The following is a 16,371-nucleotide window of genomic DNA, read 5'->3' on the forward strand; positions in this document are numbered from 1 at the left end:
GGGCCGATGGTCGTCGTCGCCCAGATCGGGCTCGTCGTGCTCGTGCTGGCGCTCGCGCACCGGCCCCTCGGGGAGTACATGGCCCGGGTGTTCACGTCGCCGCGGCACCTCGCCGTCGAGCGCGCCGGGTACCGGGTGATGCGGGTGGACCCGGACGCCGAGCAGCGGTGGAGCACCTACCTGATGTCGCTGCTGGGGTTCTCGCTGGCGGGCGTGCTGCTGCTGTACGGGCTCGCGCGGCTGCAGGACGTGCTGCCGATGTCCCTCGGGGCGTCGCCGTTCGACCCGGCGGGGGCGTGGAACACCGCGGTGTCGTTCGTGACGAACACGAACTGGCAGTCGTACTCCGGCGAGGTCGCCGCGGGCCACCTGCTGCAGATGACGGGGCTGGCGGTGCAGAACTTCGTGTCGGCCGCCGTCGGGCTCGCGGTCGCCGTGGCGCTGGTCCGGGGGTTCGCGCGGTCCGGGACGGACGGGCGGGTCGGGAACTTCTGGGCGGACCTGGTGCGCGGGAGCGTGCGGGTGCTGCTGCCGCTCGCGTTCGTCGCGGCCGTGGCGCTCGTGGCCGGTGGCGTCATCCAGAACTTCCACGCGCACACCGAGATCACGACGCTCGCCGGGCAGACGCAGCACGTGCTCGGCGGGCCGGTCGCGTCGCAGGAGGCGATCAAGGAGCTCGGCACCAACGGCGGCGGCTTCTTCAACGCCAACTCCGCGCACCCGTACGAGAACCCCGCACCGTGGACGAACGTGCTCGAGGTCGTGCTGCTCCTGCTGGTCCCGTTCTCGCTGCCGCGGACGTTCGGCGTGATGGTCGGGGACAGGCGGCAGGGGTGGGCGGTCCTCGCGACGATGGGCACCCTCTGGGCCGGTGCCGTCGCGCTGCTCACCTGGGCGGAGACCGCCGGGCCGGGGCTCGCGCCGCTCGCCGCCGGCGGGGCCATGGAGGGCAAGGAGACCCGGTTCGGCCTGGCCGCCTCGGCGTTGTTCGCGGCGTCGACCACGGGCACGTCGACCGGGGCCGTCGACGCCGCGCACGACTCGCTGACCGCGCCGGGCGGCGGGGTGGCGATCGTGAACATGCTGCTCGGGGAGGTCGCGCCGGGCGGCGTCGGGACGGGGCTCTACGGGATGCTCGTGCTGGCGGTCGTCGCGGTGTTCCTCGCGGGGCTCATGGTCGGGCGGACCCCCGAGTACCTGGGCAAGAAGATCGGCCGGCAGGAGATCACGCTCGTCGCGCTGTCCGTGCTGACGATGCCCGCGATCGTGCTCGTCGGCACCGCGGTCGCGGTCGCGACGCCCGAGGGTCGCGCCGGGATCCTCAACGCCGGGCCGCACGGGCTGTCCGAGGTGCTGTACGCGTTCACGTCCGCCGCGAACAACAACGGGTCCGCGTTCGCCGGGCTGACCGTCGCGACGCCGTTCTACAACACGCTGCTGGGGCTGGCGATGCTCGCCGGCCGGTTCGTGCCCATCGCGCTCGTCCTCGCGCTCGCCGGCCGGCTCGCGTCCCAGCGCAGCACCCCCGCGAGCGCCGGGACCCTGCCGACCCACGGGCCCCTGTTCGTCGGCCTGCTCGTGTCGGTGACCCTCGTGGTCGTCGGCCTCACGTTCGTCCCCGTCCTGTCCCTCGGTCCCGTCGTGGAGTCCCTGTCATGAGCACGACCCTGGTCCCTCCCCGCGCGGCTGCCACGCCGCACCGCGTGCCCGCGGCGGCGTCCGCGCTGTCCGGGCGTCAGCTTCTCGACGCACTGCCCGGTGCGCTCCGTGGGCTCGACCCGCGGCGGCTGTGGGGTGCGCCCGTCCTGTTCGTCGTCGAGGTGGGGGCGGCGTTCACGACCGTGCTCGCCGTCGTCGACCCGAGCGTGTTCGCGTGGGCCGTCGCCGCGTGGCTGTGGCTGACCGTGCTGTTCGCGACGCTCGCCGAGTCCGTCGCGGAGGGGCGGGGGAAGGCGCAGGCGGCGACGTTGCGGGCCACGCAGCGGACGACGACCGCGCGCCGGGTCGTCGCGCCGGCCGACACGCTCACGGAGACGACCGGGCTGGCCGCGCTGCCGACGACCGAGGTGCCCTCGTCCACCCTGCGGGTCGGGGACGTGGTCGTGGTCGAGGCGGGGCAGGTGATCCCGTCCGACGGCGACGTGGTCGAGGGGGTCGCGTCCGTCGACGAGTCCGCGATCACCGGGGAGTCGGCGCCCGTGATCCGGGAGTCCGGCGGGGACCGGTCGGCCGTCACCGGCGGGACCGTCGTGCTGTCCGACCGGATCGTCGTGCGGATCACCGCGCAGCCCGGGCAGACGTTCGTCGACCGGATGATCGCGCTCGTCGAGGGGTCGGCCCGGCAGAAGACGCCCAACGAGGTCGCGCTCAATGTGCTGCTCACGACCCTGACGATCGTGTTCCTGCTGGCCGTCGTCACGCTGCAGCCGTTCGCCGTGTACTCCGGGGCACAGCAGTCGCTCGTGGTGCTCGTCGCGCTGCTCGTCTGCCTCATCCCGACGACCATCGGCGCGCTGCTGTCCGCCATCGGGATCGCCGGGATGGACCGGCTCGTGCGGCGCAACGTGCTCGCGATGTCGGGGCGGGCCGTCGAGGCCGCGGGCGACGTGGACGTGCTGCTGCTCGACAAGACCGGCACCATCACGCTCGGCAACCGGCAGGCCGCGGACCTGCTGCCTGCGTCCGGGGTCTCGCCGGAGGCCCTGGCCGACGCCGCACAGCTGTCCAGCATGGCCGACGAGACGCCCGAGGGGCGCTCGGTGCTGGTGCTGGTCAAGGAGCGGTTCGGGCTGCGGGAGCGGCACGACCTCGCCGGGGCGGAGCTCGTGCCGTTCACCGCCGTGACCCGGATGAGCGGGGTCGACCTGCCCGGGCGTCGGGTCCGCAAGGGGGCGGCCGTGGCCGTCACCCACTGGGTGCGGTCGACGGGCGGGCACGCGGGGGCGGACGTCGCCGCGACGGTCGACGCGATCTCGGCGTCCGGCGGCACACCCCTCGTCGTCGCCGAGCAGTACGGGAACTCGCCGGCGCGCGTGCTCGGCGTCATCCACCTCAAGGACGTCGTCAAGGAGGGCATGCGCGAGCGGTTCGACGCGCTGCGCGCCATGGGCATCCGGACCGTGATGGTCACCGGCGACAACCCGCTGACGGCCGCCGCGATCGCCGCCGAGGCCGGGGTCGACGACGTGCTCGCCGAGGCCACCCCGGAGGACAAGCTCGCGCTCATCCGCCGGGAGCAGGAGGGCGGGCGGCTCGTCGCGATGTGCGGCGACGGCACCAACGACGCCCCGGCGCTCGCCCAGGCCGACGTCGGCGTCGCGATGAACACCGGCACGACGGCCGCGAAGGAGGCCGGGAACATGGTCGACCTCGACTCCAACCCGACCAAGCTCATCGAGATCGTCGAGATCGGCAAGCAGCTGCTCATCACCCGCGGCGCGCTCACCACGTTCTCCATCGCCAACGACGTCGCGAAGTACTTCGCGATCCTGCCGGCGATGTTCGTCGTCGCGTTCCCGCAGCTCGGGGTGCTCAACGTGATGCACCTCGCCAGCCCGCAGTCCGCGATCCTCTCGGCCGTCGTGTTCAACGCGCTCGTCATCGTCGCGCTGCTGCCCCTGTCCCTGCGGGGCGTGCGGTACCGGCCCGCCGCGGCCTCCGTGATGCTGCGCCGCAACCTGCTGCTCTACGGCATCGGCGGGCTCGTCGCGCCGTTCGTCGGCATCAAGCTCCTCGACCTCGTCATCTCCCTCCTCCCCGGGATCGCCTCATGACCAGCACCCTCGCCCCCCGTCCCGTCGGCACCGTCGCGGTGTCGTTCACCCGGCAGGCGCTCGCGGGCCTGCGCGTGCTGCTCGTCCTCACCGTGCTGCTCGGGATCGTCTACCCACTGGCCGTCTTCGGCGTGGGGCAGGTGCTGTTCCGGTGGCAGGCGTCCGGGTCGCTCGTGGCGGCGGACGGGTCGCAGGTCACCTCTCCGTCCGCTGCCGTCGGCTCGCTGCTCGTGGGCCAGCAGTTCGCCGGGGAGCAGTGGTTCCACCCGCGGCCCTCGGCGGCGGGCGACGGGTACGACACGCTCGCGTCGAGCGGGTCGAACCTCGGGCCGAACAACCCGGACCTCGTCTCGGCCATCGAGGCACGGCGGGCGCAGGTCGCCGCCGAGGAGGGCGTGGACCCGGCGCTCGTGCCGCCCGACGCGCTCACCGCGTCGGCGTCCGGCCTCGACCCCGACATCTCCCCGGCGTACGCGCGGCTGCAGGTCGCGCGGGTGGCCAGGGAACGCGGGCTGCCGCAGGACGAGGTCGCGGCGCTCGTCGAGCGGACCGTCGTGGGCCGTGACCTGGGCATCCTCGGTGAGCCGCGGGTCGACGTGCTCGCGCTCAACCTGGCCCTGAGCACAATGGGCTCGTGACCAGCGCGGACGAGGGCCGACGGCGCGGGCGGCTCACCGTGTACCTCGGGGCCGCGCCCGGGGTCGGCAAGACGTACGCGATGCTCGACGAGGCCCACCGGCGGCTCGCCCGCGGCACCGACGTGGTCGTCGGGCTCGTCGAGACGCACGGGCGGGCCGCGACCGCCGCGCAGCTCGACGGGCTCGAGGTGCTGCCGCGTCTCGCCCTGACCCACCGGGGGAGCGACTTCACCGAGCTCGACGCGGACGCCGTGCTGCGCCGCGCGCCGCAGGTCGCGATGATCGACGAGCTCGCGCACACCAACGTCCCCGGCACCCGGCACGCGAAGCGGTGGCAGGACGTGCACGACCTCCTCGAGGCGGGCATCGACGTGGTGACGACCGTCAACGTGCAGCACCTGGAGTCGCTCAACGACGACGTCGAGGCCATCACCGGCATCAGGCAGCGCGAGACCGTCCCCGACCAGGTGGTGCGGGACGCCGACCAGATCCAGCTCGTCGACCTGCCGCCGCAGGCGCTGCGCCGCCGGCTCGCCCACGGCAACGTGTACCGGGCCGAGCAGGTCGACGCGTCGCTCGCGTCGTACTTCCGGCTCGGCAACCTCACCGCCCTGCGGGAGCTCGCGCTGCTGTGGCTCGCGGACAGGGTCGACGACGCCCTCACCGACTACCGCCGCGACCACCGCATCGAGACGCCCTGGCCCGCCCGGGAGCGGGTCGTCGTCGCCGTCACCGGCGGCCCCGAGGGGGACACCCTGCTGCGGCGGGGCGCCCGCATCGCCCAGCGGGCCGCGGGTTCCGAGCTGCTCGCCGTGCACGTGCTCGCCACCGACGGCCTGCCGAGCGCGCCGCCCGGACGGATCGCGGAGCAGCGGGCCCTCGTGGAGTCCCTGGGCGGCACGTTCCACACCGTCGTCGGGGAGGACGTCGCGACGGCCGTCGTCGACTTCGCGACCGGCGTGAACGCCACGATGATCGTGGTCGGCGTGTCCCGGCGCAGCCGGTGGCGGGAGGCCCTCTCGGAGGGCAACGGGACGGAGATCGCGCGGCTCGCCGGGGCGATCGACGTGCACCTCGTGACGCACGAGAAGGCGCGGTCCGGGCGGCCGCGCCTGTCGCGCCGGTCGCCGCTGTCGCCGTCGCGGCGGATCGCCGGGTGGGTGCTCGGGATCGTCGGGCCCGTGCTGCTCACCTGGGTCCTGTCGCTGCTGCGCGACTCCGTGAGCCTGCCGACCGAGCTCCTGCTGTTCCTCGCGCTCACGGTGCTCGTCGCCCTGGTCGGGGGGCTGTGGCCCGCCGTCGTCAGCGCCGTCGCGGGGTTCCTGCTGCTCAACTGGTTCTTCACGGCCCCGACCGGGCGGCTCACCGTCGACCGGCCGGAGAACGCGCTCGCGCTCGCGGTGTTCGTGCTGGTCGCCGCCGGTGTCGCGTCCGTCGTCGACCTCGCGGCCCGGCGGACCGGCGAGGCGTTCCGGGCGCGGGCGGAGGCCTCCGCGCTCGCGTCCGTGTCGCGCGCCGTGCTGTCCGGGGACGACAGCGCGTCCGCGCTCGTCGAACGGCTGCGGGAGACGTTCACGCTGCGGGCCGTGTCGCTGCTGGAACGGTCGGGTGCGTCCTGGACCGTGCTCGCGTCGTCGGGCCCGGACCCGGCTGTGCGCCCCGAGGACGGCCAGGCGGTGCTGACGGTCGACGACGAGCGGGTGCTCGCCCTGTGCGGGCGGGTGCTGCCCGCGAGCGACCGACGGGTGCTGGAGGCGTTCGCGTCCCAGGTCGGCGCGGTCCTCGCGCAGAACCGGCTCCGTGCGCAGGCCGAGCAGGCACGGGTCCTCGAGCAGGCGGACACGACCCGGACCGCCCTGCTCGCGGCCGTCTCGCACGACCTGCGCACGCCGCTCGCCACGATCCGCGCGTCCGTCGACGCCCTCACCGGCCTGTCTCTCGGCCCCGAGGACCGTGCCGCCCTCGTCGACGCGCTCGGCGAGTCGACCGGCCGCCTCGAGCGCCTCATCGACAACCTGCTCGACCTGTCCCGCCTGCAGACGGGCAGCGTCCGCCCGGTGCTGCGTGACGCGAGCCTCGACGAGGTCGTGCCGCTCGCCGTCGAGGGGTACCCCGGCGACGTCGTCCGGCTCGACGTCCCCGAGACCCTGCCGCTCGTGCGCACCGACCCCGGGCTGCTGGAACGCGTCGTCGCGAACCTCGTCCAGAACGCCGTCCGCTACGGTCCGCCCGTGGTGGTCAGCGCGTCCGACTCGCCCGGCGGCATCGAGGTGCGGGTGCAGGACACCGGACCCGGGCTGGACGACGAGCAGAAGGAGCGCATGTTCGAACCGTTCCAGCGGCTCGGCGACACCTCCGCCGACACCGGGCTCGGCCTCGGGCTCGCCGTCGCCGACGGGCTCGCGACCGCCGTGGGCGCGGAGGTCCACGCCGAGGACACCCCGGGAGGCGGGCTGACGATGGTGGTGCTGGTGCCGCGGGCGGGCGCGGGCGCATGAGCCACGTGCTGGTGGTCGACGACGAGCCGGGCCTCGCGCACGCCCTCGGCATCACCCTGCGCGCGTCCGGCTGGACCGTCACGACCGCCGACGACGGCGCGCACGCCCTCGCCGCCGCCGCGCACCACCACCCCGACGTCGTGCTGCTCGACCTCGGCCTGCCCGACATGAGCGGCATCGACGTCATCACCGCCCTGCGAGCCTGGACCCGGGTGCCGATCGTCGTCCTGTCCGCCCGGCAGCACGGCGAGGACAAGGTCGACGCCCTCGACGCGGGGGCCGACGACTACGTGACGAAGCCGTTCGCGATGAACGAGCTGCTCGCCCGGCTGCGGGCCGCGGTCCGCCGCGCCGCCGCTCCTGCCGACGGAGACGAGGCCGTCGTGGTGGCCGGTGCGCTGACCGTCGACCTCGCCCGCCGGCGGGTGCTGCGCGACGGCACCGAGGTGCGGCTCACCCCCACCGAGTGGTCGATGCTCGAGGTGCTCGTGCGCAACCGCGGGCGGCTCGTGTCCCGGCGGCAGCTCCTGCAGGAGGTGTGGGGACCGGGGTACTCCGACGAGACGCACTACCTTCGGGTCTACTCCGCGCAGCTCCGGCGCAAGCTCGAGGACGATCCGGCTCATCCGCGGCACATCGTGACCCAACCGGGCATGGGGTACGTGTTCGAGGCGTGACAGGAGGGCGTGTGACGACCAGACCTGCTGCGGCTCTCGCCCTGGCTGCCGCCCTGAGCGTCTCGCTCGGAGGCTGCGCTGACCCCGGGCTGCCGACACCAGGGATCGCCCTGGTCACGGCGGCCGACGGGACGACGTCCGTCGTGAGCCTGACGTGCGAGCCGGCGTCGACGTTCGAGCTGAGCCTGGGCACCGACCTGTGGTCGGAGCCGGACGTCGAGGTGGAGCTCGACGCACCCGGGTCCCGCCAGGAGATCAGCCTCCCGGCGATCGCCGACAGCGGCACCGTCGTGGCCGGAGACCAGCAGGTGGTCGACGAGATGTCCGGGCCGTTCGCCGTGCGCCTCTACGGCGACGGTGGCGCGCCCGTCGGCGCGGTGGTGTTCGACGGCACCCCGGAGGCGGGTCACGGGTCGGTGGTCCTGAACAACGGCGACAGCGAGCCGAGCGAGGTCGAGGCTGCCGACGTGGCCAGGCTGAACCAGCCCGCCTGCTAGCCGCGATCTCTGGTTCAGCCGCGGTCCCAGACCTCGTCGTTCGTGCGGACGGGAGTGCTGATCGTGTCGAGGAACGGGATGACCACCCGCCCGTCGACCCGCCTCGTGCTCGACAGGCCCCGTTGCGTCTGCTCGCTCAGCGCCCGGACGTGCGGCAGCACGACGTCGGCGAGCAGACGTCGGCGAACGCGACCCAGTGCTTCGCCTCCACCTCCCCGAAGCGCTTCTCGCCGCCGATCGATTGCGCGACCGACCGGTACCGCAGCCGTCCCGCCGTGTCAGGGATGAGGCCGGTCGAGACGTCGTAGAGGGGCGCGAACCGCACCCCTGGTCCGGCCAGCAGCAGTGAGTAGTTCTTGGCGTGGCCGTCCGGGGCGCCGAGCAGGTAGTTCGTGACGACCGCCTCGACGAACCGATCCACAGCCTCCTCGCCGACCGCGGAGCGGAGGCGTTGCGCGATGCGCGCGACGCCGGGACCGCCGTCCGCCTCGTACTTGCGCCTCGGCATGAGGGCGAACGTCTGGAGCATGTCCTCCTGATGGATGCGCGCGACGTCACAAGTTTGTGATATCTGTCCGCCTCAGCGAACCCCGACTGCGGGTGACGGGTGACGGTCCTCGCGATGACGGGTGCGTGGCGTCCGCACAGGACGCCGACCGTCGGGGCGTTCCGCGCCCGATTTCGCTGCGCCCCACGGCGTCGTGCTGCCACACTCGCCTACGCCCACGCTCCTACCGGCGACGGGAACCGGCCGTCAGAGCGAGGAGCGCAGGGTGTCGAACATCCGACCTGCCGCGCGGGCCAGGTTCGCCGACAGCGTCGACCTCGACCCGCACTGGCTCGCGACCCACGCCCCGACGGTCGTGTCCGTCGCCCGACCGCGGTGGATGTCGGTCGACCCGTACGGCCTCGCCGTCGGGGACCCGGTCCTGGCCCGGTGGTCCACCGTCCTCGACGTCACCGGTCACCACGTCGTCCTCGACCCGGACGACCCTGACCACGTCCGGTTCTTCGCCGAGTACGGGCCGTACTCCGCAGCCGCGATGGTCGGGATGACCGGCCCGGGCGACGTGGTGCTGGAGGCGGTCGACGGGGAGTGCGTGGGCCTCTACCTGACGGACGCCGAGCTCGCCGAGTCCCGGATCGACGTGTCGGGCGACGAGTGGCGGACGCAGCACTGCACGCGGGGTTCCGGGTGTCCCGGACGGTTCCGCGCACGGACCGCCATCCGGTCGCGACTGCCGTGGTTCCTGATCCGCCTCGGTGTCGCACAGAAGGCCGCTCGCGACTGCGGCTGCCACGACTGGTACCGCTCCGGCGACGACGACTGGCGCTGCTACCACTGCCTGGTCGGGCACTCGACCACCCGACCGCCGGCGCCGGGGTGCTGATGTCGTCGTCACCACCGCCGGCGACGATGCCGAGGTCGACGAGCTGGCGTGCCCTCGCCGTATCGGCGGCGATGCCCCTCGCCCTGGCCGCCGCAGTGGCGGCGACGAGCTTCACGGGGATCTCGCTCATCTTCCTCGTCGGCGGGGTGGTGGTGGTCGCGCTGGCCCGGATCGCGTCGGGCTTCCCGTCGCCCCGCGCGGACGGTCCGCCGAGGCGGTTCTCGGAGCTGGCCGGTGCGTCACGGGAGTACCTGGAGCTCCACGGGGCGAACGTGGGCCTGCGGCCCGGGCTCGCGACCGTCGTCGTGCGGGTGCTGTGGTCACCGCTCGTCATGAGCCTCGTCCTGCTGTGGGGGCACGCGTTCGTGGACCTCGCCGCGCAGGTGTGGCACGAGGTGGGCACGCTCGGTGCTTCGCCGTTCGATCGCGTCTGAGGGGTTGTCGTGGGCATCTACTGGCCGCCGTTCGTGGGCGGGATCGTGCTAGGTGCCACGTCTGCCATCGCCGACCGGCCCGAGATCGGGGAGGTCGTGCTGCGCTTCAGGTCGAACGACATCGCCAGGCTGTGCAGCTGGGTCGTCATGCTTCCGCTCGCGGTGCTTCTCATGGTGCTCGCGTTCGCGTCCTACCCCACGATCGATCCCGTGGCAGTCGTCCTGTCGTTAGGGACGTGGATCATGGCGGCGAGCTGCTTCCTGATGCCGTCGGTCGCACTGCACGAGAACGCACTCGTCATCGTCAACCCGTTCCATCTCCGGGTCGTGAGTCGGCACGCCGGGCTGAGCTTCACGTCGTCGAGCTTTCTGTCCATCGTCACGTCACGTCCTCCGCGTTCCTTCCGGGCGCTCGCGATCGAGGGTTCACAGCTGTCGACCGCGTTGGCCAGGCCGACGCGGGTGACGTCCGTCGCCGCTGCGCTCACCGCGGCGAACGAAGCGCACCCCCTGGGCATCGATGTTCCTGAGGTGGCGCGGGTCGCGGCTCCGCTCGCCAGCTTCTGGTTCGGCCTCGCCATCCTGGGGATCGCTGCCACTGCCGCTGCGGCGTGGTAGTGCTTCCGTTCCCGCGTCTCCCGACCGGTGGGCGCACGGATGACGCGACGGCGGGCGGTGTGGCACGGGAGAGGGATAGCGTTTTCCGTCGTGTGGTGGCGCTCCCACCACGGAATCGGTCGTTCTCGCCGCTGACGGTGTCATCCGGACGATTCACCGGCTAGGTTCGGCGGTGGTCGGGGCAACGGCGCCTCGGCCGCTTCTCGTCCGGCGTGCAATCACCGGCGGGCAGCCCTGCCGATTTGAAAGGATTCAACGATGAGTCGTCCCCACCTCGGTGGTCGTCTGGCTGCCGTCGGCGGAGTCGCAGCACTGGTCGGGTGCCTGGCCGTCCCGGCGGCGAGCGCGGCGCCACCCGGCCCCGGCGCGGGCTCCGGCACCAGCGGTCTGACGATGGAACGGCTCGACCGCGGCCTGGTCGCCGCCACGACGAGCGAGGGCGTGTTCGTGTCCTGGCGCCTGCTCGCCCCCGAGGTCACCGGCGCCACGGCGACCGGCCTGACCGGCCCGGCGTTCGCCGTCTACCGCGACGGCACCAAGGTCGCGACGGTCACGGACTCGACGAACTACCTCGACACCGCCGGCACCCCGACGAGCCGCTACAAGGTCGCCGCGGTCGTCGACGGGCACGAGGTCGACGGCGCCGAGGCGACCCCGTGGGCGCAGCCGTCCCTCGACATCCCCCTGCACAAGCCGGCCGACGGGGTCACGCCGGTCGGGGAGGCGTACACGTACTCGGCGAACGACATGTCGGTCGGGGACGTGGACGGCGACGGGCAGTACGAGTACGTCGTCAAGTGGGACCCGTCGAACTCGAAGGACGTCAGCCAGGTCGGCTACACCGGCAACGTCTACGTCGACGCGTACGAGCAGGACGGCACGCAGCTGTGGCGGATCGACCTGGGCGTGAACATCCGGGCGGGCGCGCACTACACGCAGTTCCCCGTCTACGACTTCGACGGCGACGGCAAGGCCGAGCTGATGATGAAGACGGCCCCGGGCTCGAAGATCACCACGTACAAGGCCGACGGCTCCGTGAAGTCGGAGAAGTACGTGACGATCCCGAAGGACGACCGCAAGGCCGGGGTCACCGACACCGTCGACTACCGGCTGAGCAAGACCGGCTACTACGAGCACCTCGTGACGATGTTCAAGGGCTGGTCGACGCACCCCGAGGTCGTCGCCGGGCACTGGCCGGCCACGCTGGAGCAGGCGTTCGGCATCGCGCCGCAGTACACCTACCCGCTCAGCGACGCGGACGCCCGGTCGCTCGTCGACTACTTCATGGACGTCTACGCGCCCGCCCGCTCCACGCGCAACGTGCTGCGCAACTTCGAGGGCTTCATCGTCGACGGCCCCGAGTACCTGACGGTCTTCGCCGGGGACACGGGCAAGGAGCTCCAGACGGTCGACTACAAGCCCGGCCGCGACGACGACGGGCTGCTCTGGGGCGACTACGCGATGGCCCGCATCGAGCCGGGCAACCGCGTCGACCGGTTCCTGTCCGGGGTGGCGTACCTCGACGGGAAGAACCCGTCGGCCGTCTTCGCCCGCGGGTACTACACGCGCTCGACGGTCATCGCGTACGACTGGGACGGCCGTGCGCTCAAGGAGCGGTGGTACGTCGACTCGGGCCACGTGCCGATGACGAACCCGTTCAACGACGGCCCGCACGGGCGCGACGGCACGGACCCGGAGTTCGGGACGCTCACGACGCAGGGCTTCCACTCGCTGTCCGCGGCGGACGTGGACGGCGACGGGAAGCAGGAGATCGTCTACGGCTCCGCGACGATCGACGACGACGGGTCGCTCCTGTACTCGTCGTTCGACACCCTGCCCGCCGGCAGCGCGGCACCGGGCCAGTACGTCCGGCTCGGCCACGGCGACGCCATGCACGTGACGGACATCGACCCGGACCGTCCTGGCCTGGAGATCTACACCTCCCACGAGGGTGCGACGTTCGCGCCGTACGGCATGGACCTGCGTGACGCCAGGACCGGCCAGGTCATCTTCGGCAAGTACTCCGGCGCCGACACGGGCCGCTCGATGGTCGGCGACGTGCTGCCGGGCGTGCGCGGGCTGGAGGTCTGGGCGAGCCTGCCCGGCGGCTCCGGGTCGCTCGGTCTGTACTCGGCGACCGGCACGTTCACGCCCGGGGCCATCCCCGGCACGAACATGAGCATCAAGTGGCTGCCCGACGGGACGACGCAGATCGTCAACGGCTCCGCCGACCAGGACGTCACGATCGACGACTGGACCCGCGGCCGTCAGCTCACCGCGACCGGCACCCGGTCGAACAACGGCACCAAGGGCAACCCGTCGCTCGTCGCCGACGTCCTCGGCGACTGGCGCGAGGAGCTGCTGGTCCGCACGGCCGACTCGTCGGCGATCCGGGTCTTCACGTCGACGGCCGTCAGCCACCGGAACATGTACACGCTCATGCAGGACCCGCAGTACCGCGTCGAGGTGGCCCGGCAGCAGACGACGTACAACCAGCCGTCCGACGTCGGCTTCTACCTCGCGTCCGACACCGACTTCACGCAGGTCCCGGTCGCGCAGTTCTGGGCGCCGGGGTCGGTGGACGCGCTGCAGTCCTCGCTCCAGGCCGCGATCGCGTCGAAGGACGTCCGCGGGCCGGTCGCCGCGGTGCTCCTCGCGGCCGTGAAGGCGGCCGACCTGGCCGCCGACCACGGAGCCGACAAGGCGGCCGTCGCGTCACTGCAGGTGTTCGTCAAGGCGCTCACCCCGCCCGGGCGCGCGTCGAGCGTGTCCGACTCCGCACGGGCGTCGCTGACCTACCAGGCGAACCAGGTGGTCGCCATGCTCCGCTGACCCGGAGCGGACCACGCGCAGCCCCGGTCGGGACGATCCCCGGCCGGGGCTGCGTCGTCGTCAGGCGTTCCAGGAGACCTCGACGTCGAGCACCCACGTCACCCCTAAGCGGTCCGTGAGCATGCCGTAGAGCGGGACCACGCTCAGTGCGTCACGGCACCCCCGCTCAGGCGGCGGCGACGGACGGCCACCGCCGCGGTGCCCGCGAGCACCAGCACGCCGGCGAGGGCGAGGATGCCCTCGATCTGCGCACCCGTGGCGGCGAGCGTGCCGGACGACGCCGCGGTCACCGTGATCTCCACCTGGGCGAGCACCTCACCCGTCGTCACGTTCCGGAGCTGCACGTGGTGCACGCCCGCCGGCAGGTTCGCCGGCAGGGTGACGGTGGCCGTCGCGGTGCCGTTCACGACCGGCACCGTGGCGAGCTTCTGGTACGTGCTCGCGACGCCGACCTCGACCTCGGTGACCGTCAGGCCGGTCGCCGTGATCGTCACCGTGTCGCCCGGGTGGGCGGAGGTGCGGCTCGCGGTGACCGTGGGCGGCGCGGGCGTCGCGGACGGGGAGGCCGTCGCGGTCGGGGAGGCCGAGGCGGAGGGTGTGGCCGAGGCGGACGGGGACGACGACGGCGAGGTGCTCGGCGTCGGCTCCGGGACCGCGACGAGCCCGTTCAGGGCGACCTGGACGACGGCCGTCGCGTCGTCGACGTCCTGCTGCGTCGCCTGGCTCCCGGCCTGGACGACGTGCGCGACGGCGACCGCCTCGTCGAGCTCGGCGAGCGACTCGGGCGTCCACGCGGCCCGGTCGACGGACGCCGCGTCGGCGAGCACCGCCTCGAGCGCGCTCGTGTCGACGGACACCGTGGGCTGCGCCGGGACGAGACGGACCTCGTCGAGCGTGCCCCACGCGCCTGCGGAGAGGGCGAACCGGGCGCCGACGGTGACGACGCCGTCGTCTCCGACCTGGACCGGGACCGTGGCCGTCCGCCACTCCTTGTAGCCCGCGATCTCGAGCGGCGCGCTGACCTCGCCGGACGACGTCGTGGCGAACAGCTCCCGTGCGTCGCTGCTGGGGGAGTTCGTGCCCTGGGTCGTCGCGGAGAGGACGTACGCGCCGGGCGGGACGTCCTCGATGTGCTGCGTCACCTCGAACGAGTAGGCGCTGCCGGACCAGAAGGCCACGCCCTTCGCGCCGCTGAACGGGGTGTCCGTCCCGATGGTCGGGACGGCGGTGGAGAACGCCCACATGCTCGTGTCCGGGTCCTCGAACCCCGGGTTGACCACCACGTTCTCGGCCCGCACGTCCACGGTCGCGGTGACGTCGATGCCGGTCGTGGTCCGGCCGGGGATCACGTACGTGCCCGGCCCGCGGATCCAGCTGACGGCGCCGCTCCAGTAGACGGTCGGGTGCTCGACGGACCGGTCGTTGTAGGTGACGGCGACCGAGTCGGGCAGGTCGACGGGCTCCCCGGCGCGGAGGTCGAGCGCGACGGTCTCGACCTGCGTGACGACGCGCGGTGCGGTGGCGCCGGTGCGGACGTACTGGAAGGTGCGCAGCGACCCGAGCGGGTTGCCCTCGACGTCGAACAGCGCCTGGTTGTCCCACGACGACCCGCCGAACCACTGACCGGCGTCCACGGGGTCGAACTCACCGGCGTAGCTCGCGGCCCAGCCGGAGCCGTCGTGCTCCCACAGCAGCTTGTTGGCGTCCAGCGCCGACGGCGGACCGACGGGCAGCCACGCGGGCTCCCACCAGAACGCGCCGATGCCGGCGGGGCCGACGTCCACGACGGCCCGGATGACGTCGCTGAGCTCGTCGGCCTGGCCCTGCACGGAGGCGGCGTAGCGGTTGTTCGTCGTGGAGGTGGTGATGGTGTTCTGCCACCCGTCGCCGTCGTCGAACGTGTAGTTCCACGAGGTCTCGGCGACCATGACCAACTTGTCGTACGAGTCGGCGACCGTCTTCAGGGACGACGTGAGGTTGGCGAGCGTCCCGTGCCAGTACGGGTAGTACGAGCTCGCGAAGACGTCGTAGTCGACGTGGTTGCCGTCGAGCGCCGCGGCGTACGAGGGGTAGCGGCCGTTCTCCGGGTTGGTGAAGTGGACGGCGACGAGCGCGTCGGGGAACACGTCCCGGGCGGCAGCGCTGCCCGCCTGGTAGACGGCCGCGCAGGGCGCCCAGTTGGCCGTGGTGGCGCCGGCCGACGGGCACGCGATGCCCGCGACGCCGTTGTTGGTCTCGTTGCCGACCTGGACCATCGTGACGTCGACGCCCGCGTCCTTGAACTGCGTGAGCGCGTCCGTCGTGAAGGTGCCGACGGCGGCGGCGGTCTGCGCGGCGTCGAGGCTCGCCCACGCCTTGGGGGCCTTCTGCTTGGCCGGGTCGGCCCAGAAGTCGGAGTAGTGGAAGTCGACGAGCACCTGGAGGCCGGCCGCCGTGGCGCGCTCGCCGATCTGGACGGCGCGCGGGACGTCGACGGTGCCGCCGCCGTACCCGTTCCCCTCGCTGTCCCAGGGGTCGTTCCACACGCGGATGCGGACGTGCGTGACGCCGTGGTCGGCGAGCACGTCGAACAGGTCGGCGACCTGGCCGTCGTCGTCCCGGAACGTGACGCCGCTCGCCTCGAGCGACAGGACCGACGAGACGTCGACCCCCGCGGCGAAGTCGTCGGGCAGGCCCTCGACCTTCTGCACGACGATGCCGGCCTCGACGGGGCCGCCGTCGGTGGCGGCGGAGAGGGCGGCGGGGGCGATGAGGCCGACGCCGGCGGCGATGGCGACGATCGTGCCGCGCCGGGCGAGGGGGGATCGGGGGCGGGGTCTCTTGTGCGTCGTCATGACACTCCGTCGGGTCGTGAGCGCCGCCGTTGGCTGACGGCGGCGTTGTGCACGGTCCCAGTCTGGAACCGTGCACAACATAGGGCAAGCCGCGTGAGGGCGCGCAAGGCCTGGAGAGAGTGAGTTGTGAAACCGTGACCGTTCACAGTCTCGGGTGTGCGCTAGACGGGTGGCGGACC

The 16,371-nt window shown here is 72.8% G+C and carries 13 protein-coding genes; 10 read left to right on the forward strand and 3 right to left on the reverse strand.

Annotation, left to right across the window (positions count from 1 at the left end; translation table 11 throughout):
- Positions 1-6: 6 nt before the first annotated feature.
- From kdpA to Cch01nite_RS10250, 6 genes are read left to right on the forward strand one after another with little or no spacing between them, the layout of a single operon-like run.
- Complete coding sequence (gene kdpA / locus Cch01nite_RS10225; RefSeq protein WP_203753306.1) at positions 7-1,659, forward strand: potassium-transporting ATPase subunit KdpA; 1,653 nt, start codon at positions 7-9, stop codon at positions 1,657-1,659.
- Positions 1,656-3,773 carry a potassium-transporting ATPase subunit KdpB gene (kdpB, locus tag Cch01nite_RS10230; RefSeq protein ID WP_203752651.1) on the forward strand — a complete coding sequence of 706 codons (2,118 nt, stop codon included), beginning with the start codon at positions 1,656-1,658 and terminating at the stop codon, positions 3,771-3,773. Before kdpA ends, kdpB begins: the two co-directional genes overlap by 4 nt.
- Complete coding sequence (kdpC, locus tag Cch01nite_RS10235; RefSeq protein ID WP_203752654.1) at positions 3,770-4,411, forward strand: potassium-transporting ATPase subunit KdpC; 642 nt, start codon at positions 3,770-3,772, stop codon at positions 4,409-4,411. The genes kdpB and kdpC overlap by 4 nt, the downstream gene beginning before the upstream one ends.
- Positions 4,408-6,909, forward strand: coding sequence for a DUF4118 domain-containing protein (locus Cch01nite_RS10240; RefSeq protein ID WP_203752657.1), 2,502 nt, complete (start codon positions 4,408-4,410; stop codon positions 6,907-6,909). Before kdpC ends, Cch01nite_RS10240 begins: the two co-directional genes overlap by 4 nt.
- Positions 6,906-7,586 carry a response regulator gene (locus Cch01nite_RS10245; RefSeq protein WP_203752660.1) on the forward strand — a complete coding sequence of 227 codons (681 nt, stop codon included), beginning with the start codon at positions 6,906-6,908 and terminating at the stop codon, positions 7,584-7,586. The genes Cch01nite_RS10240 and Cch01nite_RS10245 overlap by 4 nt, the downstream gene beginning before the upstream one ends.
- Positions 7,587-7,597: 11 nt before the next feature.
- Positions 7,598-8,083, forward strand: coding sequence for a hypothetical protein (locus Cch01nite_RS10250; RefSeq protein WP_203752675.1), 486 nt, complete (start codon positions 7,598-7,600; stop codon positions 8,081-8,083).
- A 14-nt stretch (positions 8,084-8,097) separates the two neighbouring features.
- Here Cch01nite_RS10250 and Cch01nite_RS10255 read toward each other — a convergent pair whose 3' ends face one another.
- Both Cch01nite_RS10255 and Cch01nite_RS10260 read right to left on the reverse strand, forming a co-directional pair.
- Positions 8,098-8,244, reverse strand: a complete 147-nt coding sequence (locus Cch01nite_RS10255) for a hypothetical protein (RefSeq protein ID WP_203752678.1) — start codon at positions 8,242-8,244, stop codon at positions 8,098-8,100.
- The gene (locus Cch01nite_RS10260; protein ID WP_308439235.1) at positions 8,220-8,654 is read right to left on the reverse strand and encodes a HipA domain-containing protein; all 435 of its coding nucleotides are present in this window, start codon (positions 8,652-8,654) and stop codon (positions 8,220-8,222) included. Before Cch01nite_RS10260 ends, Cch01nite_RS10255 begins: the two co-directional genes overlap by 25 nt.
- A gap of 202 nt (positions 8,655-8,856) precedes the next feature.
- Here Cch01nite_RS10260 and Cch01nite_RS10265 point away from each other — a divergent pair, with 202 nt between their 5' ends.
- The 4 genes from Cch01nite_RS10265 to Cch01nite_RS10280 all read left to right on the forward strand — a co-directional run bounded on the left by Cch01nite_RS10265 (position 8,857) and on the right by Cch01nite_RS10280 (position 13,358).
- Positions 8,857-9,474 (forward strand): hypothetical protein, encoded by a 618-nt coding sequence (locus Cch01nite_RS10265; RefSeq protein ID WP_203752697.1) that lies wholly within the window; start codon positions 8,857-8,859, stop codon positions 9,472-9,474.
- A gap of 71 nt (positions 9,475-9,545) precedes the next feature.
- The gene (locus tag Cch01nite_RS10270) at positions 9,546-9,908 is read left to right on the forward strand and encodes a hypothetical protein (protein WP_203752700.1); all 363 of its coding nucleotides are present in this window, start codon (positions 9,546-9,548) and stop codon (positions 9,906-9,908) included.
- A 9-nt stretch (positions 9,909-9,917) separates the two neighbouring features.
- Positions 9,918-10,526, forward strand: a complete 609-nt coding sequence (locus tag Cch01nite_RS10275; protein ID WP_203752703.1) for a hypothetical protein — start codon at positions 9,918-9,920, stop codon at positions 10,524-10,526.
- 258 nt (positions 10,527-10,784) lie between these two features.
- Positions 10,785-13,358 carry a rhamnogalacturonan lyase gene (locus Cch01nite_RS10280; RefSeq protein ID WP_203752706.1) on the forward strand — a complete coding sequence of 858 codons (2,574 nt, stop codon included), beginning with the start codon at positions 10,785-10,787 and terminating at the stop codon, positions 13,356-13,358.
- A 143-nt stretch (positions 13,359-13,501) separates the two neighbouring features.
- On the opposite strand, the gene Cch01nite_RS10285 is transcribed toward Cch01nite_RS10280, so the two are convergent.
- Positions 13,502-16,192: a glycosyl hydrolase 53 family protein gene (locus tag Cch01nite_RS10285; RefSeq protein WP_203752722.1), complete on the reverse strand. Its 2,691-nt coding sequence runs from the start codon at positions 16,190-16,192 to the stop codon at positions 13,502-13,504.
- Positions 16,193-16,371: the final 179 nt, after the last annotated feature.

Origin of the sequence: Cellulomonas chitinilytica (assembly GCF_016862675.1) — a bacterium.
In the GTDB taxonomy this organism is placed as follows: domain Bacteria; phylum Actinomycetota; class Actinomycetes; order Actinomycetales; family Cellulomonadaceae; genus Cellulomonas; species Cellulomonas chitinilytica.

What these genes read in the sequence shown, in the direction of transcription:
- kdpA (WP_203753306.1), top strand. Translation starts at nt 7, where the DNA reads ATGGTCGTCGTCGCCCAGATCGGGCTCGTCGTGCTCGTGCTGGCGCTC.
- kdpB (WP_203752651.1), top strand. Translation starts at nt 1,656, where the DNA reads ATGAGCACGACCCTGGTCCCTCCCCGCGCGGCTGCCACGCCGCACCGC.
- kdpC (WP_203752654.1), top strand. Translation starts at nt 3,770, where the DNA reads ATGACCAGCACCCTCGCCCCCCGTCCCGTCGGCACCGTCGCGGTGTCG.
- Cch01nite_RS10245 (WP_203752660.1), top strand. Translation starts at nt 6,906, where the DNA reads ATGAGCCACGTGCTGGTGGTCGACGACGAGCCGGGCCTCGCGCACGCC.
- Cch01nite_RS10270 (WP_203752700.1), top strand. Translation starts at nt 9,546, where the DNA reads ATGCCCCTCGCCCTGGCCGCCGCAGTGGCGGCGACGAGCTTCACGGGG.
- Cch01nite_RS10280 (WP_203752706.1), top strand. Translation starts at nt 10,785, where the DNA reads ATGAGTCGTCCCCACCTCGGTGGTCGTCTGGCTGCCGTCGGCGGAGTC.
- Cch01nite_RS10285 (WP_203752722.1), bottom strand. Translation starts at nt 16,192, where the DNA reads ATGACGACGCACAAGAGACCCCGCCCCCGATCCCCCCTCGCCCGGCGC.